Genomic DNA, 21,486 nt, shown 5'->3' with positions numbered 1-21,486 from the left:
CACTTCCCTTTTTCTTTCACCATGCTCTTCGCTTCAGCAAGATCTGGCAAAGTCTCGGTAAAGTTGCGTTGTGGCTCCTCTTAGCGGGCATCTCTGGGATGCCATTTCATCTTCGTCATCGGCGACCGATTTCCGGTCGCTCTTCATCATCACGACGGTCGCGGTCATCGCGCCCCTCGCCTCAGCGGCGACGCGCAAGAGGATTCCCGATGTCGTCTGGCTCCTCGTCCTCGGAGCCGTCATCGGCCCCTCGTGCTTGGGCCTCGCACGGGTCACTGAAGGGGTCGATCTGTTCCGGCAAGTCGGCATGGGGATGCTCTTCCTCACCGCCGGTACGGAGATCGACGTCGCACAGGTGAGGGCCCGGCCCGGCAGGCTCGCCCTCGGCACCTGGGCCATCGGATTCGCGCTGGCGCTCGGGATCGCCGCCGCGCTCACCGGCTGGGAGACCCCATCGGCGGCCATCGCGCTCGCGATCGCGCTCACCTCGACCGCCCTCGGGACCCTCCTCCCGATCCTCATGGACGCGGGACTGCTGAACTCCTCCACGGGCAAATCCGTCCTCATCCACGGCGCCGTTGGCGAACTCGCGCCGATCCTCGCGATGACCCTGCTGCTCGGCACTCGTTCCCCGGGAGCGGCTGCATCGGTGCTCGTCTTCTTCGCCGTCGCGACGCTCGTCTCGGTCGCCCTGCCCACGCGCTTCATCCTGCGCCACCCCGGAGTGGGGCGCACGATCCTGCGGGGCGCGCAAACCTCCTCGAAGACGCTCATGCGGGTCGTCATGCTCATCCTCACGGGGCTCATGGCGCTCTCAGCCATTCTCGAGCTCGATATGGTCCTCGGCGCCTTCGCCGCCGGTGTCATCGTCAAGACGCTCGCGCCCGTGAACTTCTCAACAATCGAGGCCGAACTGAGGACCCTGGGCTTCTCCTTCCTCATCCCCCTGTTCTTCGTCACCGCGGGGATGAACATCTCCCTCGACGCCGTCATCGCGCATCCGGGCGTCCTCGTCTTCTTCGTCGCCGCGATCCTCGTCGTCCGGGGCATCCCGATCGTCCTCGCGGAACGCCTCCTCGGCACGATGGAGAAGCAGGGGTGGAGGACTTCCGCGAGACTCGGCCTCTACGGTGCGACGGGCCTGCCCATCATCGTCGCCGTCACTGAAGTCGCCGTGGCGGGCGGGATCATGCCCGCCGAGACGGCTTCGCTCCTCGTCGCCGCGGGCGGCGTCTCGGTCCTCCTCTTCCCCCTGCTCGCGAGCCTCGAGAAGCGCGTGCCGACGCCTAGAATGATCGCGAGGGCGCCGGGACCGGCGCGCTGATCACGCCAGATCACGGATCAAAGGAGACCGCCATGGTGATCCTCATCGCCCGTTTCACTGCGAAGCCCGGATTCGAGGACGAAGTCGCCGAGATGATCGCGGGCCTCGCGCGCGACGTGCGGACCGAGCCCGGCAACATCATCTTCGAGCCGCATCGCGAGACCGACGACCCCCGTGCCTTCGTCGTCTTCGAGAAGTACCGCGACGAGGAGGCCTTCCAGGCTCACATGTCAATGCCCTACGGGGCCGTCTTCAACGCGCGCCTCAACGAGATCATCGAAGAACCGGAATCCCAGCTCACCTTCCTCACCGCGGTGGAGTAGGCCGGGCATCCGAATGCGGCGCGGCGCTGGGCACGCCCTGCTTTGGGCCGCCCCGCCCTTCGCGGTTATCCTTGACCACGGCGCGAAGACGCCACGCCTCCGTAGCTCAATGGATAGAGCAAGGGCCTTCTAATCCCGAGGTTGCAGGTTCGAGTCCTGTCGGGGGCGCAAGAAAGGGCCTCTGACCAGCGTAACTGGTGGTCAGAGGCCCTTGTTGTGCCCGGCTGGACGGCCCGAAGGGCCGGAAAAGGGCCATTGATTCTCCTTCGAGCTCGTAGTCCTCCTCCTCGATCGCCTCGATCGCCTCGATCGTTTCGAGAACCTGTGATCCTGCGCGCAGGGGCCGCCTGTGGTGGTGTTCAGCCTTGCGCGCTCCTCGTGCGGCGGAATTCCTTCGGTGTCGTGATGAGCAGGCGCGCATTGACGGAATCGGGGCGCTCGATCGCGCGGAGGATCGCCGCTGCGGCATCATCCATGGGAAGGGTCGGGAGCCCCGGGACTCGCTCCACCTCGTCGAGGGGGAGGAGCGCGGCGGCTTCACCGAGGGAGGGCGCGTCTTTCAGATTGACGGGGTAGAGGATCGTCCACTCAAGGCCCGATGCTCGGAGGAGCTCGTCGGCCGCCGCCTTGTCGGCGAGGAATCGGGAAAGGGCGGTTCGGTAGACGAGCTGCGCGATTCCCGATGCCTTATCCCGTGTGTCTCCCGCGCCGAAGACGGAGACGAGGACGAGGCGCGGGACTCCCGCGCGTTTCGCGGCGGTGATGATTCCGGGCATGCGGTCCTGCATGAAAGTGGTGTCGGAGATCTTCCCCGTGATGGAGACGAGCACGAGGTCGGCGCCGTCGGCGGCCGCGGCGAGCGCCTCGACCTCTTCGGCTGAGCCGGCCTCGGTTCGGACGCCCGCAAGAGCGGGCACGGCCTCCGGGCGACTTGCGAATGCGACGACCTCGTGTCCGGCTGATGCGGCGAGTCGCGTGACGCGGGAGCCGAGGTTGCCGGTTGCGCCGATGATGGTGATCTTCATTCGGTGTCCTTTTCGGGGGTGGTGCTGGTCGTGCAAGTGGCGAGGCTGCTGCCGAGGGCGCCTTCCAGAGTTGCGATGCACAGGTCGATGAGGGCGGTGCGCGGCGTCGGCGCGCCCGTCGATTCCCTGGCGATGAATTCGACGAAGGCGAGCCAAGCGCCGATCGTGAGACGTGAGCGCTCGTTGTCGGGGGCGGCGGTCGCATCGAGAATCCAATCGATGTGCCGCGCGTGATTCTTCTCGGCGAGCTCGTTGGCGATAGGCAGTGCTGAGGCCGGGGCGTACAACTCGCGGATCCCTCCGCTGCTCGCTGCGAAGAAGTCGAGGTAAGCGCCGAGCGCCTTGTTGAGGTTCGCCCGCGGGCTCAGTTCGGGGTCCGGTGCCGTCGCGTCGAGGAGTCGCTCCGCTTCGTCAGTGAGGACGGCGTGGAGCAATGCGTTCTTTCCCGGGAAGTAGTGGTAGATGAGAGCGCGGGTGACGCCCGCGTCCTTCGCGACGGCGCTCATTGAGACGCCCGTGATGCCGAGCTTCGTGAAGTGCTCATTCGCGACCTTGATGATCTGCGCTCGTCGTTGGTCGGCGTCGAGACGCCGCCCCGCTATGTTTGACATGTGTCTAATATACTTGAAGTTAGACAGGTGTCAAAAAAAGGGGGGTGGCTGAGCTTGGAGACCTGCGCTCCGCTCCGTCAGACGGCCGCGGAATAAGGGCGCGGCCGGGATCCCCCCGACCCCGCCCCGGCCGGATCCGCGATCGCCGCGCAGCGCCACTTCTACGCTCCGCGGGCCGTCCGCGCTCGTCAATCCCCGCTCGGAACTCAGGGGAGGAATCGAACGGGCTCAGGAACCGACTCGAATGAGAAGCTCGGCCTGGGGCCTCCCCTCGGCGAGGGAGGCATCGAGGGGCCGCAGGTGGATGATGCGATCCGCGCACTCGGCGACGAGCTCCGGATCGTGGGTCACGACGATCACCACGCCACCGCCCTCGGCGATATCGCGCAACTGCGCGCCGATCTCGACGAGCTGGCGATGATCTACTCCCGATGTCGGCTCATCGAACACGTGGACGCGAGCGCCACGGGCGACCGCTGCGGCGACCGTCAACCGTTGCTTCTGCCCGCCCGACAAGGACAGGGGATGACGATCCGCGAACTCCGCAAGAGCGAAACGTTCGAGAAGAGCCTCCACGTCGACCCCGCCGAGGTGATCGGGAGTCAAACCGAGGACGACTTCGCCGCGCACGGTGTCGGAGAAGAGCTGACGGTGAACGTCCTGCATGACCATCGCGCTCGCCGCCAGCCGGGCCCCGGCCCCCGCACGCGCGCCGTCCAATCCGATCCAGGTGCCGCGCTCGGCGCGTTCCAGGCCGACGAGCACCCGGCACAACGTGGACTTCCCGGCTCCGTTGTCGCCGACCACGGCTGTGACGCTCCCCGAGGGGAAGGAGAGGGACTCGATGTCGAGGACGCGTCGACGCCCGTACGAGAAGCGCAGATCGCGCACCTCCAGGCCCCGAAGGGTCGCGTCCTCGTTCATCTCACCGGCGTCCTCGGCCGCCTCCTTCGTCATTGAGCGGGAGGCGGCCGCGGTGACGGCACCGGTCTCGCGTGCTCGCGCCCATCCAGGATCCGAGAGCGGATCCGCAGGAGCAGTGAGGGTGCGCAGGCCGAATCGGATCCGGTCCCCCTCCTCTAAGAGGCGGAACTCCTCGCCCGACCAGCGGCGAAGGATGCGTCCGCCTTCGATGAGGAGCGCCTCGTCGACGAATTCGCGCAGGAAGTGCAGGCGATGCTCGGCGATGACGATCGTCATGCCCGAGGCCTTCATCCCCTCGAGGATCCTCGTGAATTCGCGGATCGCGGCCGGTGACAGGTTCGATGTCGGCTCGTCGAGCAGGAGGACCGGCGTACCTGCGGCCATCGCCTGCGCGCACGCGACCTTCTGCAGCTCTCCGCCCGACAGGCTCGACAAGGGGCGCGTCCACAAGTCCGCGATACCGAGTTCTTCAAGGGCGAGCAGGCTCGCGGAGATGATCTCGTCCGGGGCGATCCCGTAGTTCTCCCCGCGAAACGCCAACTCCGAGGAGACGAGGGGGGTGAAGAACTGCGTCCGCGGATTCTGGAAGACGGTCGAGGTCGTGCGCCCCGCTTGCGACAAGTCTGTCGCGGGCACATCCACGCCGCTGACCCGTACTTCACCGATGAGCCGTCCCGCGTGGAAGTGCGGCACGAGTCCATTGAGCAGTCGCAGGACCGTCGACTTCCCGGACCCGGATGAACCGCACAGAAGAGTCAGGGTTCCCGGGGCGGCGTCCAGGAGGATGTCGGCGAGAGCCGGGGACTCGTCGTTCTTCTCGTCGTCGAGGACGGGGATGGGTGCGGGTCCGTAGGGGGAGCCGCCGAGGGGCCCGACTCGCCCGTAGGAGAAGGATTCGAGGCGAACGCGGATCCGTCCGCGCTCCGCATCGGGGCCGAGAGGCCCCGCGGAGGAATCGGATTCGACGTTGAGCGTCGCACCCGGGAACGCCTCGTCCGAGGGCGGGGCGGCGGGGCCGATTTGGCGGTCCCTGCTCGGGGTCATCCGCGAATCCATGGCGCCTCCAATCCTGAGAAATGCAGCGCTACCGGAGCGATCGCCAGGGCGATGACGAGCGCGTCCCCCGGGTGGAACCCCAAACGGATGATGGACGTGCGCGGACCCGAGCGGTCGAGTCCGCGGATGAGGGCCGCAGCGGACAGCTCATCGGACATGCGGGTCGTCATCGCGAGCAGTGGGACGAGGACGTGCTCTGCGGTGATCGCCGGATGAAGGAGGATCGAGCCCGCCGAGGGGACTGCCCCGCGCAAGCGCATCGCGTCGATGATCGCGTGCAACTCGCGGATGATCGTCGGGATGAAACGCAGGACCACCGCGACTGGCAGGACGACGAAGCCCGGCGTTCTCAGGGCGCGCAGCCCCGCCAGGAACTCGCCCGAGGAGGTCGTCGTCACCAGCCAGGCCGCCATTCCCATGGAGGTGAGGAAGCGCCCGAACCACATGCCCGTGATCGCCACGCCGATGCCCGTCGAACTCGTCCACACGTGCGGGAGCGCGGAATAGGCGCCCAAGCACAGGCTGAGGACGAGGGTGAACCAGACCGCTCGGCGATCGCGCAGGGCATCGGCGAGCAGTAGGGCGCTCAGGGCGGCTGCGACGGTGAGAACGAGGGCGGGGCCTCGTCCCAGGACGAGCACATTGCACGCGACGGCGAGGAGGAGTTTCGAACGGGGATCGGCGATGAGGAGAAGGTCTGTGCGCGCGATGCCCTCATGGAAGTCCGGACCGATCGCAGGGGCGGAAGCCGAGCTGGATGAAGCGGCAACGACTGGGCGCGGGGAGGAGGGGCTCACAAGATCCCGGCGCGTGTGAAGTGCTTGTCGAGGATCTTCGTTCCGATCCAGCCCGCGATGAGAGCGACGACGAAGTTCGCGGCGAGCAGGCCGGCGATCGCGACGGGGGAGAAGAGAGCCCGCATGTCGTGGGCGTAGGACTCGCCCATCTGCGCGGAGATGTTCGCGAAGTAGGAGTCCGCAGTGAACAGGATCGGCATGAGCGGGGCGATGATCCACTGCTGGAAGAGCGCGAAGCCGAGAATGTTCATCCAGCGGTTCCGGTGCTGACCGGCACGTGCGAGAGCGTCAGCGGCGAGGCCGAGGGCGGGGGTGATGATGACAGTCGCCCAGTAGTGCCCGGTGAGAATCATCAGCAGGCCGACGATGAGGCCGAGCAGGGTCATGGAGCCGAAGGAGCGGGTCTTGACCATGAACAGCATGACGATCGCGCCATTGATGAAGGTTCCGGTGAGGAAGCCGACGATCTGAGCGCCGGGAGCGAGGAGGCCGACCATGCCGGTGGCGAACATGATGACGAAGTACAGGGCTGTGAAGACGCCGATGTTGATGAGGGTTCTCGCGTCGAATCGGGGAACGGGGGACTCGGTGGGGTTGGTGTTCATGGATTCTTCGTTGATTCCTTGCCGGTATGCACTGGTGCGGCGGCCACTACGCGGCCAATAAGTAAGTATAGCCTTACCTAATGAAATCCTGAGTAGGCGTCGAAAGCGGCGGGGAGGCGGGACCGAGGATTCGGCACTGATACGCCGGACGCGCTCGGGAGAGATCGGATGACGGCGCAAGGCTCGCGCTGTCTCGCTTCTTCAGCATCGCGAGGACATCGCGCGAAGCGCCCAAACCGAAGCCCTCATCGCCCGACTGCTCGGCTCATCTCCTCCCAGCGTCACGGAAATGATCGCCGCAGCAGTGGCACAGGCTCCCCCTGATCGCGGGAACGGGGCCGTCGGGGATCTGCAACACCACGACCGGCCGGATACAGGCCTCATCCTGCAGCCGACCGGTCGCCGGTGATCGGTTCTGGAGAAAACGGTGAGGCTCAGGGGCGGCGGCGCGCAATAAAGGCCGTACCGAGGGCTGCGAGCACTAGCGATGAGGCGAGCATGAACTCGGCCGTTGTTCCTGTCTTAGCCAAAACTTTCGTCGATCCTGAGTCCGAGCTTCCGTGAGCGTCCTTGTCGGAGATCACATGGCCCGTGGACTGGCCGGGTTGGGAGGGATGCTCGCCGGGCTGTTCACTGGGCGGCTCGGACTGACCGGATTGAGATCCCGGCTGTGCCGGGTCGTGGGGGGCGGTCGTATCGGCCTTCGGGAAACGCAACTTCGTCCAGACCATTCGGTGATCGGAAGTGGGGAATGGATGGATTCCCGTGAGGCGGAACAGCTCGTCATCGCGCGTCGGCCAGAAGACCTTCGCCTCGTCGACTTGCGTGCCCGCGTTCGGCAGGACGTAGTCGATGCGCAGATTGCCCGGGCGCGGCTCGTCGCCGAAGTCGCCGGTGTCGTACTTCGGATCCGTCTTGTGGGAGAGGTTCGCCCCGCCTTGGAGTTGCGCCTCGAGGGGCCCGCCCTCGGACGTCGGCAAGGTGTCCACGACACGGGGGCTGGCGAGCAACTGATCGATGGCCCCGGGATGCGAATCTCCGTCGAGAGGATCGGAGTTGTAGTCGCCGAGGATCACGAAATTCGCGTCGGTCGACAAGCCGCCCTTCAGGCCGGCGTCGTCGTACAGGTAGTCGGCGTTGTTCGCGATGTAGTCGGCCCACACGCGGATTTCGTCGAAGTTGCGTTTCTTGTTGCGCTGCTCGGGTCCATCGAAGGAAGGCGGAGTCGGATGGGCCGCGAGGACGTGGACGATCGTGCCGTCGACATCGATGGGCAGATCAGCGTGCGTCTTGGAGGACAACGGGAGATGAGCGATCTCCTCATCGGAGTACCAATTTGTTCCGTCCGGATTGGTCGGCAGAAGCGCTCCGGGCATGTCCTTCCACAGGAAGTGCTGGAAGGTGCGGATCATGTCAGTCTTGATCGGGTACTTCGAGTAGACGACGAAACCGTATTGGCCGGGGAACTTGCCGAACCCCAAGGCATCTCCCGGTCCGTCCGCGGCTCCGTCGTTGTCGAGATCGTGTCCGCTGGGAACGCCGGTGTTCACCGGGCCCGACCATGCGTAGGGGTAGGTCACGGGCGCGGCGCCGTTGTGGGCGATCTCGAGGTAGTTCTTGCGGAACAGGTCGACCGCCCTGCCGTCGGCATCGTAGTCGAATTCATTGATGAGCAGAATGTCCGGGGCGACGCGTTGAATGGTCTCCGCAGCGTTCGAAGCTTGGGGATTGTTGGGGGTGGCGAGGTCGGCGAGGAGCTGTCCGTCGGAATCGCGATTGAGACTGGCGTTGAAGGTCGCGATGGTCAGAACGTCGGTGGTATCCAACTGTGTCGGGGCGGCGAGGGCCGGAGAGGGCGAGGCGAGGCCGAGCACCGGTGTGAGGCAGAATGCGGCGGCTACAGACAGGGGTTTCGTCATTGAATCTCCTTCGTCACGGTTCTGGATCGGTTCCACGGATATTAGGTAGACCTTTGCGGAAGCGCAAGGAGATGGAGCGCTTCTCGCCGCCGCCTCCGGATCCTGGGATAACAGCTCGGAGCGTGTTGTGCGCCCCGAGTACAGGGGCCCTGTCCCTCTGAGACGGGAGGGGCCCGAACGCCGACGAGCGGGGCCCGAAGCCGAAGCTCCGGACCCCGCTCGATGGTGCTCCCGTCCACGAGGAGCGGTGCTCGATGGGGGCTCAGGCCTCCTGGAGGGCCCTCTTCTCCTCCTCGTTCAGGCGCGCGATCCCGATGCCCGTCGCGCCCCACAGGAGGGCGAATCCGATGGCGATCCAGTTGCACACGGCCCAGGGCATGTAGGAGAGCGTGGCCACGCCCAGGGTCCCCGCCATGTACGCGCCTGCCGAGGTCCAGGGGAGGATCGGCTCCCACAGAGTCGCCGAATCCTCGATGGTCCGCGACAGGTTCTTCGGGTCCAGGCCGCGCTTGACGTATTCCTCGCGGAGCATCTCGCCGGGGATGAGCAGGGAGACCTGCCCGTTCGAGGTGATGCCGATCGTGGCCAGACCGGTGACGATGGTCGCCGCGATGAGGCCGAAGGCCCCCTTCACGGGCTTGAGGAGCGTCGAGATCAGGACGTCGAGCGAGCCGGAGACCGAGACGACGCCCGCGAAGGTGATCGCGCAGAAGCAGATGAGGAGGACGGACATCATGGAGTTCATGCCGCCGCGGTTGAGAAGCCGGGTCACGTCCTCGATGACCGCGGAGGGGTCGAATCCGTTCTTGCCGATCATCTCCACGTTGAAGCCGTTGACGGCGGAGACGACGGTGTCCTTGAAGGAGACCCCCTGGAAGACGACGGCGTTGAACATCGCGACTGCGCTGGAGACGAGGATGACGGGGATCGTCGGCTTCTTCCACATCGATCCGCCGAGGACGATGAGGACCGGCAGGAGGAGCAGGGGATTCCACGAGAAGGCCGAATCGAGGGTGGCGAGGATCGTCCCGACCTTCTCGGGAACCTCGCCCCCGTGGGCTCCGATGCCGAAGAGGAGGTAGACGAGGGCGGCGACGAGGAAGGAGGGCAGGGTCGTCCACAGGAGGTGGCGGATGTGGGTGAAGAGGTTGACGCCGGTCGCCATCGAGGCGATGTTCGTCGTATCGGAGAGCGGGGAGAGCTTGTCGCCGAAGTATGCGCCCGACACGACCGCGCCGGCGACCATCGCGAGATTGGCGTCCATGCCGACGGCCACGCCCATGAAGGCGACGCCGACCGTGCCCGCAGACCCCCAGGAGGTTCCGGTGCACAGGGAGACGATCGCGGTGACGACGAGGGCGACGAGGGCGATGTACTGGGGGGCGATGATCTTCAAGCCGTAGTAGATGAGCATCGGGATCGTCCCGCCCGCCATCCACGTGCCGATGAGCATGCCGACCGAGATGAGGATGAGGATGGCGGGCATCGTCTTGGCGATCTTGTCCGCCACCGAGCCCATGATCTCATCCCAGGAGTAGCCCAGGCGCCAGGCGAGAAGACCCGCGACGACGGCGGAGGCGATGAGGAGGGGTTCGACCGGGAGTTCGGCGAGGATGTAGCCGCCTCCGAGCAAGAGGATGAGGGTGAGGACCGGGATCGCGGCGAGAGCGATCGAGGGCCGCCGATGGGTTCGGTCCTTCGCCTCCGTCGCAGTCCTCGTTTCGTTCTTCGATGACATCTTCGTCCTTTCCTTGGTCGGGTAGTCGATGGGGGATCAGTTGATGAGATCGGTGCTGGGGGATGCGAGGGCGTGGCTGAAGCGGCGCAGAGCCTCGAGGAGGGGGTCGAGGGGCATCGCCGTGTTGATCCGGAAGAAGCCCTCGAAGGCCTCGCCGAATTCCCCTCCCGGTGTCACGAGGACCCGTGAGGCGCGGCAGGCCCTTTCGATGCGGGCGGCGGAGGGGGCGTAGGCGCGCGCATCGACCCAGAGGAGATAGGTGCCTTCGGGATCGGCGACCCTCGCTTCGGGCAGTTCGAGGGCGAGGAGGGCCCGTGCCGCCCGGATGTTCTCGGTGATCGTCTCGTTGAGGGCGTCGACCCATCGCTCCGCGTGCTTCCACGCGGCGATGGCCGCCGGAATCGCGAAGTAATTCGGATTGTGAAGCCCGAGTCTGCGCTTCGCGTTCTCGAGCTCGTCGATGATCCGACCGTGTGCGAAGACCGCGCTCGCCTCCAGTCCCGCGATGGTGAAGGTCTTGCCGGGGGAGGCGCACTGGAGGATCCGGCCCGCCTCCCACAGGTCGGGGGCGAGGTCGGCGAGGGGCGTGTAGGGGGCGCCGCCCGGGCGGGTGAAGTCCGCGTGGATGTCGTCGGAGAGGACGAGGGCGCCGCCCGGGCGCGTGATCGCGGCGATCCTCTCGAGCTCCTGGCGGCTCCACACCCTGCCGCTCGGATTGTGGGGGTTCGTCAGGAGGAGGAGATCGGCCCCGGTCATCGCTGATTCGAGGGCGTCGAAATCGATGCGCGCCTTCGAGGCCGTGTCGAGGAGTTCGACGAGTTCGATGGAGGCGCCCGCCCGCTCGCAGACTTCGAGGAGGGGGTGATACGCGGGCGTGAAGGAAACGACCCGTGCTCGCCTCCCGCTCCTGTCGGGGATGATGAAGTTCGCGAGGGCCGCGACGCATTGGACGATCCGCGGGAAGAAGACGAGGTCGTCGGGGTCGGGGTTCCACCCGTGGCGTCGACGCTGCCAGTCGGCGGCCGCCCGGCGGAAGTCGTCGAAGACCTCCGTGTATCCGTACGTCCCCAGCTTCGCGGCGTTCTCAACGGCCTCGATGACGGCGGGGGCGGTGCGGAATTCCATGTCGGCGACGGACAGGGCCACGGCGTCGCGGCCGTAAGGGGCTGCGAGGAGATCCCATTTCGCGCTGTGGGTGCCCCAACGGTCGACGGGGGTGCGGAAGTCGAATCCGTCCGTCGTCATTCTTCGTCTCCGCCGAGTTCGTTCAGGTAGTTGTAGATCGAGAATCGACTGCATCGCAGCGCCTGGGCCGCCATCTCCGCGGCGTCCCGCAGGAGGAAGAACCCCCTCGCGCTAAGGTGGCGGACGACCTCGACCTTGTGCTCCTTCTTCATGTCCTCCACGGGGACGGGAGCGGCCGCGACCGCCTGGGCGAGCAGGAGGGCTCCGAGTTCGTCGACATCGCGGACGAAGACCTCTTCGTCCGCGTCCTCTTGGGGTGCGGGGGCCTCGGGAGCTCCTGCGAGGGCGGCGGTGAGTGCGCGGAGCTGCTCCCACTCGCTGATGTCCCGGTTGATGCACAGCGCGGCCGCGGGGGCTCCTTCCACATCGCGAAGGATGATCGTGGTGGACAGGAGGCTCTTGCCCGTCGGGGAGGTGGTGCGGTACCCGATGCTCGTCTCGAGTCGTCCGGCGACCGCCGCGTGGAGGAGCTTGTCGGTCGCGGGGTCGCCGACCGTGCGGCCCGTCACGTCCCCGCTGATCGCGATGATCGAATTCGGGAGGCGGGAGAGGTCGTGGACGATGACCTCCGAAGGGCCGACCAGCGTTGCGGCGAGAGGTTCAACGAGTTGTTGAAGTGTTGCGAGGAGCTCTTCGTTCTTCGGCGGATGCGGATCACTCTCTGACATGACGCTCCCTCCTTTGGGTGCCGCCTCTTTAGTTTTTTAGCGTAACGAATTGAAGGTCGGTGTGTCAACAAACTGTTGAAATCGGGATCGTGCCTTCACGCGTCTTCGGCGCTTCGAGGGGGAGGGTCGGGATGCTGCGTGTTCCCTTGTCTCAGAATCCGGTCCACGGATGGCGCGCGTGCGCGAAGCCCCCCATACTCGTGTTCATGACGACCTTCGCGAACGAGATGCGCTGCCCCCAGGGGCGCATCATGCGTGCGCGAATGTGTATGTGATCAACGCTCCCGACCCTGTTGATCACCGCCGCCCGAAGACAACCCCCGCAATGCGGGCGATGCGGCGCCGAAGAATCGGATACAGAATCATGACCCTCGTCTACACCCCTGCGCCCTCGGCTGATATCGACGACGCCCCCGCCCAGTCCTTCGAAGACTTCCTCGACGTCTTGGCCGGATTGAGCCTGTCTCCGGCGCACGTGGACCTCGATCTGGATCGCCGCTCCCTCGTCATCCGCGGGGATCGCGTGAGGCTCTGCGCCAAGGAATTCGAGCTCCTGGCCCACCTCGCGGCCAACGCCGACCGCGCGGTCTCGCGAGAGGAGCTCTTCGCAACCGTCTGGTCGGGCTCGGGCCTCGGTCCCGAGTCGCGCACCGTCGACGCCCACATCCGTCGCCTGCGCAAGAAGATCGAGGCCGCCCCGGACCTCGTGACGACGGTGAGGGGCGAGGGCTACCGCTTCAACACGACCTCGGGCGTCCGCGTCCGCACGAGCCGCCTCCACACCCTCGCCGCCTGAGGGGCCCGCGCTCAAGGGCGCCTCGGGCCCCAGCCCGGTCAAATCACGAGGCGGAAGAACTCCGAATCGGCGAGGAGCTCTTCGACGTGCAGGGGGGAGGCCTTCATCCTGCTCCGCAGCCCCTCGATATCGGCCTTGTCCTGGATGTCGATGCCGACGAGCGCGGGCCCGGACTCACGGTTGTTCTTCTTCGTGTACTCGAAGTGGACGATGTCGTCGTTCGGCCCCAGGACCTCTTCGAGGAACATGCGCAGGGCGCCCGGCTGCTGGGGGAAGGTGACGAGGAAGTAGTGCCGCAGCCCCTCGTGGCGCAAAGAGCGCTCCATGACCTCGGCGTAGCGCGTGAGGTCGTTGTTCCCCCCGGAGACGAGGGCGATCAAGGCCCCATCAGTCGAACCGAGGAGCTCGAGGCGCTGCTCGGGAGTCGACAGCCTTTCGTGGATCGCCGCCGAAGCGAGGGCCCCCGCGGGCTCGGTGATCACGCCGTCGCTCTGGTACAGCTCGAGCATCTCCGTGCACACCGCGCCCTCGGAGATGACGAGGACCTCATCGACGTATCGTCGGGCGGCCTCGAAGGCGAGCGCTCCCGCCCGCCCGACCGCGGTGCCGTCGACGAAAGGATCAACCGAATCCAGATCGATGGGATGGTCTGCATCGAGGGCGGCCCGCATCGAGGCGGCGCCCTCCGGCTCGACGCCGATGACCTTGACCTCCGGGCGCATGTGCTTCACCCACGTCGCCACCCCCGCGAGGAGGCCGCCGCCTCCCACGGGCACGAGGATCGCCGCGGTGTCCGCGGGCATCTGCTCGAGGAGCTCCACGCCGATCGTGCCCTGGCCCGCGATCGTCACCGGATCGTCATAAGGGTGGACGTAGACGCGCCCGGTCGCACGGGCGCTCTCCTGCGCGAGGGCGTTGGCCCGGTCGAAGGTGCCGTCGACGATGACCTGCTCGACCCGATCACCGCCGATGACGCGGATCCGATCACGCTTCTGCCGGGGCGTATTGGACGGCAGGTAGATCGTTCCGCGCACGCCCAGATGCGCGCAGGCGTAGGCCACCCCCTGCGCATGATTGCCCGCCGAGGCGCAGACCACGCCGCGTTCACGCTCAGCGGGCGTGAGGGCGGCCATGCGCGCATAGGCGCCGCGCACCTTGAAGGAACGGCACTTCTGCGAATCCTCGCGCTTCAAGAGGACCTCGACGCCCGTCTCGTCCGACAGGCGTTCTGACCGGGCGAGGGCGGTACGACGGACGACTCCCGAAAGGATCGAGGCAGCGGCTTCGATGTCCGCCGGTACCGGTCCCGGTCTCGTGATTCGCGTCGACTGATCGCCCATCTGCTGATCTCCCCGATTGAAGCCGTCACCGTCATGATTCCTCGATGAGGGGAAGTCTAATGCGCACGCCTTAAACTGAAGCAATGACTCCCAAGCTCAAGGATCCGCTCGTGTGGATCGATTGCGAAATGACCGGACTCGACATCCGTGAGGACGCGCTGATCGAGGTGGCGGTCGTCATCACGGATTCGGATCTCAACATCGTCGACAAGGGGATCGATGTGCTCATCGCGCCGCCTCAGTCGGCGCTCGACCACATGAACGACTTCGTGCGCAACATGCACGCCTCCTCCGGACTGCTCGACGATCTCGCAGAGGGGCTGACCATGGCCGAAGCGACTGAGAAGGTCATGGCCTACATCCGCAGCCACGTCCCCCAGGAGGGCAAGGCCCTGCTCGCCGGGAACTCCGTGGGAACCGACAAGGCCTTCCTCGAGGCCAACATGCCCGAGGTCATCAACCACCTCCACTACCGGATCGTCGACGTGTCGACGATCAAGGAACTGGCCCGGCGCTGGCACCGGAAGGCCTTCGAGGGCGCGCCCGCCAAGCACGGGGGCCACAGGGCGCTCGCGGACATCCTCGAGTCCATCCAGGAACTCGAGTACTACCGTCGGGTCCTCTTCCCGGCCGAAGCCGTTACCAAGGCGCAGGCCGATGCCGCTCGCCAGGACGCGCTCGCCCTCGACATCCCCGCTCTGGGGGCTCAGGGCTGAGGCCGGTCGCTGCGCCCCGGCTCGGGGCGCGGACTTCGGACCGCGCCCCGAGCAGTATCCACAGGGAGCGCTTCGCCCCGAGCGCCCACAGTTCCCCCTGAGCCCTCAAGCGTGACGGGCGCCGCCGGTCCACTCTGCTCTCACCGGCGAAGAGGCCGGCGACTGAAGGAGGAGCTATGAGCGATACAACGATCACGCTGCGGGGCAGGGTGGGCACCGAACTCGCCGCGCACAAGACGGCGAGCGGACAGGTGACGACGAGGTTCAGGCTCGCGGTCACGAACTGGTTCGCCGCCTCGAGTGGCGAACTCGTGCAGGGGCGCACGCACTGGTATTCGGTGAGGGCCTGGGACCGATTGGCCGACAACGCCCTGCATTCGATCAAGAAGGGCGAACCGGTGATCGTCGTCGGACGCCCGACCGCCAATGCGTGGATCGACAAGAACGGCGAACGGCACGCCGAGCTCGTCATCACCGCGCAGTCGATCGGCCACGACCTGGCGAACGGGCGCGCCGCTTACGCGCGCGCACCGAGGATCGAGATCCCCGAGGTCTCCCGGGAGCCGTCGATCGCCTCCTGCGCTCCGGCGCCCCGGTCGGAGCACGGGGAGGAGAGCGCCTCCGCGGCGCAGGCGCCCGGAATCGCCCTCGGCGGGGAAGCGGGGGAGGGCGGAGTCGAAATGGGCGAGGACGATGTCTTCGAGGACGAAGCGGAGGCCGAAGGGCGCATCGTACGGGATGAGGAGAGCAGCTCCGAAGGGGACGAGGACGCATACGGCGCCGAGAACCCGGGCGTCTTCGGGCATCGGAAGGCGTGACGTGTCCACGCCCACGCCCTCGTCGGGCCCGTGAAGGGCTCGAAAGGGCGGGGCGTGGCCTAGCATGGAGGCGACCTCGGCAGCGATGCTGCCCACCCCACCACTTCGGATGGAGAACAGTGGCTGAGTACATCTACCAGATGATCAAGGCTCGCAAGGCGCACGGGGACAAGGTGATCCTCGACGACGTCAGCATGTCCTTCTTCCCGGGCGCGAAGATCGGCATGGTCGGTCCGAACGGCGCGGGCAAATCGTCGATCCTGAAGATCATGGCCGGTCTCGATGAGCCGAGCAACGGCGAGGCGCGGCTCACCGCCGGCTACACGGTCGGCATCCTCGAGCAGGAGCCGAAGCTCGACGACTCGAAGACCGTGATCGAGAACGTCCGCCTGGGCGCGGCCGACGTCTTCTCCAAGCTCGAGCGCTTCAACGAGATCTCCGCCGAGATGGCGAACCCGGATGCCGATTTCGACGCCCTGATGGACGAGATGGGCAAGCTCCAGGACGCATTGGACGCCGCGAACGCCTGGGACATCGACTCCCAGCTCGAGCAGGCGATGGACGCGCTGCGCTGCCCGCCCGCCGACCAGCCCGTCTCCGTTCTCTCCGGTGGCGAGAGGCGCCGCGTGGCCCTGTGCCGCCTCCTCATCGAGGCGCCCGATCTGCTCCTCCTCGACGAGCCGACGAACCACCTCGACGCCGAGTCCGTGCTCTGGCTCGAGAAGCACCTGTCGACTTACGCGGGCGCCGTCATCGCCGTCACCCACGACCGCTACTTCCTCGACCACGTCGCCGGGTGGATCGCCGAGGTCGACCGCGGTCACCTCTACCCCTACGAGGGCAACTACTCGACCTACCTCGAGACCAAGGAGAAGCGCCTCCAGGTCCAGGGCCAGAAGGACGCCAAGCTCGCGAAGCGCCTCAAGGAGGAGCTCGAGTGGGTCCGTTCGAACCCGAAGGGCCGTCAAGCGAAGTCGAAGGCGCGACTCGAGCGCTACGAGGAGATGGCGGCCGAGGCCGAGCGCACGCGCAAGCTCGACTTCGAGGAGATCCAGATCCCGCCGGGCCCGCGCCTGGGCTCGGTCGTCATCGAGGCGAAGGACCTGAAGAAGGGATTCGGGGACCGCACCCTCATCGACGGCCTCTCCTTCTCGCTGCCGCGCAACGGCATCGTCGGCGTCATCGGCCCGAACGGCGTCGGCAAGACGACGCTCTTCAAGACGATCGTCGGCCTCGAGCCCCTCGACGGCGGCGAGCTCACGATCGGCGAGACCGTGAAGATCTCCTACGTCGATCAGAACCGCGCGGGGATCGATCCGGAGAAGACGCTGTGGCAGGTCGTCTCCGACGGCCTCGACTACATCCAGGTCGGCAATGTCGAGATGCCCTCGCGCGCCTATGTCTCCGCCTTCGGGTTCAAGGGCCCGGATCAGCAGAAGCCCGCGGGCGTCCTGTCGGGCGGCGAGCGCAACCGTCTCAATCTCGCGCTCACCCTCAAGCAGGGCGGCAACCTGCTGCTCCTCGACGAGCCGACGAACGACCTCGATGTCGAGACCCTCGGATCCTTGGAGAACGCGCTCCTCCAGTTCCCGGGCTGCGCCGTCGTCGTCACCCACGACCGGTGGTTCCTCGACCGCGTCGCCACCCACATCCTCGCGTGGGAGGGCACCGAGGAGGATCCCGCCCAGTGGTACTGGTACGAGGGCAACTTCGAGTCCTACGAGAAGAACAAGATCGAGCGCCTGGGCGCCGATGCCGCCAATCCGCACCGCGTCACCCACCGCAAGCTCACGCGCGACTGAGCCGAGACGCCGAAGCGCTTGCGCTTCGAGCGCGAGGCGATGGAAGCGCGCCGTGGCGGGGGCCGCGACTCTTCAGGAGTCGCGGCCCCTCGGCGCATCCGGCGCCCGGTCCCGCCCTCGTGAATCGGCGCCGGAGGCGGCGACGGGGACCCCGGGCGCGCAGAGGACCTCAGCCCCGCGAGCCTCGCAGCTGGTCCACCCCGAAGCCCCAGCGCCCCGAGCCGCGCTGGCCCTCGCCCGGCACCCGCAGCATCCCCTGCTGCTCGGCCTCCGCGAGGAGAACGCCCTCGCGGGTGAAGACCCTGCAACGGCACAGGGTGCGACCGTTGTTCACATTGGAGCACTCGCCGTCGAAGAGGAGCCAGTCGTTGATGTCGAGATCGCGGTGGAACCACATCGCGTGGTCGAGGGACGCCGCGGACATTCCCGGCGTCATCCAGGACAGGCCGAGCACGCGCATCGCCGGTTCGAACATGATCTGGTCGATCACATAGGCCAGCAGCGCGCGGTGAAGGTGCTGACCGGCGGACCCCGGGATCACGGCCCGGGGCTTCATCCACAGCTGCTGAGTGCTCGAGCGCGCCGGATCGGGCTTCGTGTAGAGGGATTGCTGGACGTGGCGCACGTCGAAGGCCGTCGTCTTCCCGAGGAAGCGGCCGACGGGATGATCGATGGCCCGGAAGATCTCGATGGCGGACTCCAGATGCTCGGGAGCGGGGACCGGCGGCGCGGGCGAAGTGAAGACGAGGCCCTCCTCGGGTCCTTCATAGGAGGCTTGGAGGGCGAGGATCTCCGCATCGTCCTGAGAGCAGATCACGCGGCGCGAGGAGAAGGAGCGGCCGTCGCGGAGACGGTCGACCTTCAGGGTGAAGGGCGCCGAAGGGTCGCCGCCGCGCATGAAGTAGGCGTGGAATGAGTGGGGGAGGCGGGCGGCGTCGACCGTCGCGGCCGCTGCGAGCAGAGCCTGGGCGATCACCTGGCCTCCGTAGACGCGGCGCACCTGGGGGAGCGAACGGCCGGTGAAGGCGTCCTCCCCGCTTTCATGGAGCGCGAGGATCCGCAGGACTGAGGCGACGGGCTCAGTCGAGATCAGGGGAACGTCGACGGGTCGGGTCATGGCCTCCATTGTCGTCCACCGCCGGAGTCAAGGGCCGAGGGGAATCGTTGCGTTGCCCACTTCACGAGACGAGCACTAGGCTGTGACGGGGATCGCAGGGATGACGGAAGGGAATCAATGAGCGCGGCTGTCGAGCTGATCGACGCACTGGGCGGAAGCGGGAACATCCGCGACATCGAGCCCTGTGCGCTGCGGATTCGCGTCGAGGTCAATGATCAAGCGGCCGTCGAGGAGGCGGCCCTTCGCTTGGACTGCGTGCTCGCGGTCGTCCGCTCGGGCAATGTCGTGCAGATCGTCGCGGGTCTCGCTTCGGATGCGATCGCCGACGAGATGAGGAGGATCCTCGACGGCGACGCGCCCCAGTGAGAGCGCACACGCTTCGAGTTTTTCCCCTCCGAGGCCGTCCCCGGTGGTTGTCGACGAATTAGACTGGCGCTCGCACGACGCGAACCGAAGGAGCCGAATTCGTGGATCTCAACGCCCCTGCAACCGCCGACATCGGAGCCTTGCGGACCCTCGCTGATCGAAACGGCGTATCGGCCCACTTCTGGGATTGGTACGGCAATCAGAAGGATGTGAGCGCCGAGTCCCTTCTGGCGGTTCTCGAGTCGCTCGGCGTGGCGGTTTCGCGCTCCTCGACGGTCGGGGACGTCCACGCCGCGCTCGAGGAGACGGAGAACCGGGAGTGGAGGCGCGCCCTGCCTGCGACGATCGTCGCGCGCGAAGGCTCATCCCGGGAGTTCCCCGTCCACGTCCCCGATGGCACGTGGGTGCGGGTGACCTGGGTCGCCGAGGACGGAAGCACGGGGGATTGCGTCCAGCTCGATCGCTGGGTGCCCCCGAGGTGGGTCGATGGCGCCCTCGTGGGGCGCGCGACTTTCGAGACCCCCGCTCATCTGGGCGCGGGCTGGCACCGGGTGATCGCGACCCTCGAGGGCGGCGATGTGCATTCGACGACGCTGCTCGTGGCGCCGAACCGCATCGACAACGGTCCGCTCGCCGATGGGAGGCGGCGCTGGGGGGTGGCGGCGCAGTTGTATTCGACGCGCTCGTCGAAGTCCTGGGGGCTGGGCGATGCCGAGGACCTCGCGGACCTCGTCGCCGTGTGCGCCGATCGCGGTGCTGATTTCCTCCTCATCAACCCGATCCACGCGTCTTCGCCGATCGCGCCGATGGAGAGCTCACCGTACCTGCCGGTTTCGCGCCGCTGGGTGAATCCGGTGTACGTGCGCCCCGAGGCGATCCACGAGTACTCGGCCCTGACCCTCGAGGCGAAGAAGGCCATCGAGGAGCTGCGCCTGGCCGCGAATGCGACCGATACGACGGACGCCCTCGTGGATCGCGATCGTACTTGGGAGGCGAAGCGCAAGGCCCTCGAACTCCTCTTCGCAGTGCCGCGCTCCTACCACCGGAATTCGGAGTTCCGTCATTTCGTCGCCGAGGGCGGGCAGGATCTGCGCGACTTCGCGCTCTGGTGCGCCCTGGTGGAGGCGAACGAGGGCGTCGTGCTCCCCGATGAGGTGGGTTCTTGCGGTGCTCCGAGCGCGGATCAGGCGCGGCTCGAACTCGCCGATCGCGTCGAGTTCTGGCAGTGGTGCCAGTGGATCGCCTCGGAGCAGTTCCGCGAGGCCCAGAAGGTCGCGAAGTCGGTCGGCATGGATATCGGCGTGATGGCCGACTTGGCCGTCGGCGTTCACTCGAAGGGCTCGGAGACATGGGCTCATCAGGGCCTCTTCGCGAAGGACATGACGGTGGGGGCGCCGCCGGACATGTATTCGCAGCAGGGGCAGGACTGGTCGGAACCGCCGTGGTCGCCGCGCGCGCTGGCCGAATCGGGGTACGAGCCGCTGCGCCGGATGGTGCGGGCCGCCCTGGCGAATGCGGGCGCGATCCGGATCGACCATATTCTGGGCCTCTTCAGGCTGTGGTGGATCCCCGCGGGGGGCGGTGCCTCCGAGGGGACCTACGTCTACTACGACCACGAGGCGATGGTCGGCGCCGTGCTCGTCGAGGCCCAGCGCGCCGGCGCGGTCGTCATCGGCGAGGATCTCGGAACGGTTGAACCCTGGGTGCGCGACTACTTGCGCGATCGGGGGATTCTGGGCACCTCGATCCTCTGGTTCGAGAAGGACGAGGGCGGGTGGCCCCTGCATCCGGGCGCCTACCGGCGCGAATGCCTCGCGGCCGTGAACACGCACGACCTCCCGCCGACGGCCGGTTATCTTCAGGGGATCCAGACCACTTTGCGTCATGAGCTGGGGCTCCTCGTGGAGGACGTCGAATCGGTGAGGGCGCAGGATCGTCTGGAACTCGAGCAGGTGACGGCGCGTCTGCGCGAGTACGGCCTCGTGTCTTCGGCCTCGCCCACCGAGGAGGAGATCATCGAGGCCCTGCACGCGTACGTGGCGAAGACCCCCTCGCAGCTGGTGGTCGCCTCGCTCGTGGACGCCGTGGGCGATCGGAGGCCGCAGAACCTCCCGGGCACCTACCGGGAGTACCCGAATTGGCGGGTGCCCCTGGGCGACGGCGACGGGGTGGAGGTCCTCATCGACGCCCTGCCTTCGAACCCGCGCCTGAACTCCCTCTTCTCCGTCCTCAACGCGCAGGTGAGGGCTTAGACGCTTCGAACGCGGGAGAGGGGCGGGCGCATCCGGGAAAACGC

General features: G+C 66.9%; 19 protein-coding genes and 1 tRNA gene. 9 read left to right on the top strand and 11 right to left on the bottom strand.

The genetic code is table 11. The features are described from left to right. Positions 1–70: 70 nt before the first annotated feature. The 3 genes from ACQY7V_RS02290 (at position 71) to ACQY7V_RS02280 (ending at position 1,815) form a co-directional block, all read left to right on the top strand. Positions 71–1,324: a cation:proton antiporter gene (locus ACQY7V_RS02290; RefSeq protein WP_428638710.1), complete on the top strand. Its 1,254-nt coding sequence runs from the start codon at positions 71–73 to the stop codon at positions 1,322–1,324. 32 nt (positions 1,325–1,356) lie between these two features. Then, on the top strand, positions 1,357–1,647 hold the full coding sequence (locus ACQY7V_RS02285; protein WP_277299076.1) for a putative quinol monooxygenase: 291 nt from the start codon (positions 1,357–1,359) through the stop codon (positions 1,645–1,647). A 95-nt stretch (positions 1,648–1,742) separates the two neighbouring features. Next, positions 1,743–1,815, top strand: a tRNA-Arg gene (locus ACQY7V_RS02280). 191 nt (positions 1,816–2,006) lie between these two features. On the opposite strand, the gene ACQY7V_RS02275 is transcribed toward ACQY7V_RS02280, so the two are convergent. The 9 genes from ACQY7V_RS02275 to ACQY7V_RS02235 form a co-directional block, all read right to left on the bottom strand. Then, positions 2,007–2,672, bottom strand: a complete 666-nt coding sequence (locus tag ACQY7V_RS02275) for an NAD(P)-dependent oxidoreductase (protein ID WP_428638706.1) — start codon at positions 2,670–2,672, stop codon at positions 2,007–2,009. Further along, positions 2,669–3,283, bottom strand: a complete 615-nt coding sequence (locus tag ACQY7V_RS02270; protein ID WP_428638705.1) for a TetR/AcrR family transcriptional regulator — start codon at positions 3,281–3,283, stop codon at positions 2,669–2,671. Before ACQY7V_RS02270 ends, ACQY7V_RS02275 begins: the two co-directional genes overlap by 4 nt. A 228-nt stretch (positions 3,284–3,511) precedes the next feature. Next, a complete protein-coding gene (locus ACQY7V_RS02265; RefSeq protein ID WP_428638703.1) occupies positions 3,512–5,251 on the bottom strand; it encodes an ABC transporter ATP-binding protein in 1,740 nt (579 codons plus the stop codon). Then, a complete protein-coding gene (locus ACQY7V_RS02260; protein ID WP_428638701.1) occupies positions 5,248–6,060 on the bottom strand; it encodes an energy-coupling factor transporter transmembrane component T in 813 nt (270 codons plus the stop codon). Before ACQY7V_RS02260 ends, ACQY7V_RS02265 begins: the two co-directional genes overlap by 4 nt. Then, positions 6,057–6,665 carry an MptD family putative ECF transporter S component gene (locus ACQY7V_RS02255; protein WP_277298219.1) on the bottom strand — a complete coding sequence of 203 codons (609 nt, stop codon included), beginning with the start codon at positions 6,663–6,665 and terminating at the stop codon, positions 6,057–6,059. Before ACQY7V_RS02255 ends, ACQY7V_RS02260 begins: the two co-directional genes overlap by 4 nt. A 434-nt stretch (positions 6,666–7,099) precedes the next feature. Next, entirely contained in the window at positions 7,100–8,584 is a 1,485-nt protein-coding gene (locus tag ACQY7V_RS02250) for an endonuclease/exonuclease/phosphatase family protein (RefSeq protein ID WP_277298220.1), read from the bottom strand. A gap of 262 nt (positions 8,585–8,846) precedes the next feature. After that, entirely contained in the window at positions 8,847–10,322 is a 1,476-nt protein-coding gene (gene nhaC, locus ACQY7V_RS02245) for a Na+/H+ antiporter NhaC (protein ID WP_428638700.1), read from the bottom strand. A 36-nt stretch (positions 10,323–10,358) separates the two neighbouring features. Further along, positions 10,359–11,567, bottom strand: a complete 1,209-nt coding sequence (locus ACQY7V_RS02240) for a MalY/PatB family protein (RefSeq protein ID WP_428638698.1) — start codon at positions 11,565–11,567, stop codon at positions 10,359–10,361. Beyond that, positions 11,564–12,235: a helix-turn-helix transcriptional regulator gene (locus ACQY7V_RS02235; protein WP_428638696.1), complete on the bottom strand. Its 672-nt coding sequence runs from the start codon at positions 12,233–12,235 to the stop codon at positions 11,564–11,566. The genes ACQY7V_RS02240 and ACQY7V_RS02235 overlap by 4 nt, the downstream gene beginning before the upstream one ends. Before the next feature lie 364 nt (positions 12,236–12,599). On the opposite strand from ACQY7V_RS02235, the gene ACQY7V_RS02230 reads away from it, so the two are divergent. Beyond that, complete coding sequence (locus ACQY7V_RS02230) at positions 12,600–13,031, top strand: winged helix-turn-helix domain-containing protein (RefSeq protein WP_235361580.1); 432 nt, start codon at positions 12,600–12,602, stop codon at positions 13,029–13,031. Between the two features lie 38 nt (positions 13,032–13,069). Here the strand turns inward: ACQY7V_RS02230 and ilvA are convergent, their stop codons facing one another. Then, the gene (gene ilvA, locus ACQY7V_RS02225) at positions 13,070–14,371 is read right to left on the bottom strand and encodes a threonine ammonia-lyase IlvA (RefSeq protein ID WP_303775603.1); all 1,302 of its coding nucleotides are present in this window, start codon (positions 14,369–14,371) and stop codon (positions 13,070–13,072) included. 83 nt (positions 14,372–14,454) lie between these two features. On the opposite strand from ilvA, the gene orn reads away from it, so the two are divergent. The 3 genes from orn (at position 14,455) to ettA (ending at position 17,707) form a co-directional block, all read left to right on the top strand. After that, positions 14,455–15,087 (top strand): oligoribonuclease, encoded by a 633-nt coding sequence (orn, locus tag ACQY7V_RS02220; protein ID WP_154477345.1) that lies wholly within the window; start codon positions 14,455–14,457, stop codon positions 15,085–15,087. A 176-nt stretch (positions 15,088–15,263) separates the two neighbouring features. Beyond that, positions 15,264–15,905 (top strand): single-stranded DNA-binding protein, encoded by a 642-nt coding sequence (locus tag ACQY7V_RS02215; protein WP_428638692.1) that lies wholly within the window; start codon positions 15,264–15,266, stop codon positions 15,903–15,905. 119 nt (positions 15,906–16,024) lie between these two features. Continuing rightward, positions 16,025–17,707: an energy-dependent translational throttle protein EttA gene (gene ettA / locus ACQY7V_RS02210; RefSeq protein WP_303772168.1), complete on the top strand. Its 1,683-nt coding sequence runs from the start codon at positions 16,025–16,027 to the stop codon at positions 17,705–17,707. A gap of 169 nt (positions 17,708–17,876) precedes the next feature. Here the strand turns inward: ettA and ACQY7V_RS02205 are convergent, their stop codons facing one another. Beyond that, on the bottom strand, positions 17,877–18,824 hold the full coding sequence (locus ACQY7V_RS02205) for an acyl-CoA thioesterase (protein WP_277298227.1): 948 nt from the start codon (positions 18,822–18,824) through the stop codon (positions 17,877–17,879). A 117-nt stretch (positions 18,825–18,941) separates the two neighbouring features. Here ACQY7V_RS02205 and ACQY7V_RS02200 point away from each other — a divergent pair, with 117 nt between their 5' ends. After that, positions 18,942–19,190 carry a PTS transporter subunit EIIB gene (locus ACQY7V_RS02200; protein WP_277298228.1) on the top strand — a complete coding sequence of 83 codons (249 nt, stop codon included), beginning with the start codon at positions 18,942–18,944 and terminating at the stop codon, positions 19,188–19,190. Between the two features lie 101 nt (positions 19,191–19,291). Next, positions 19,292–21,442 carry a 4-alpha-glucanotransferase gene (malQ, locus tag ACQY7V_RS02195; RefSeq protein ID WP_428638689.1) on the top strand — a complete coding sequence of 717 codons (2,151 nt, stop codon included), beginning with the start codon at positions 19,292–19,294 and terminating at the stop codon, positions 21,440–21,442. The last annotated feature ends 44 nt before the right edge of the window (positions 21,443–21,486 follow it).

It is taken from the genome of Schaalia sp., from assembly GCF_050312375.1.
Taxonomy (GTDB): domain Bacteria; phylum Actinomycetota; class Actinomycetes; order Actinomycetales; family Actinomycetaceae; genus Pauljensenia; species Pauljensenia hyovaginalis.
This window is presented reverse-complemented; position numbering and strand designations above follow the sequence as displayed.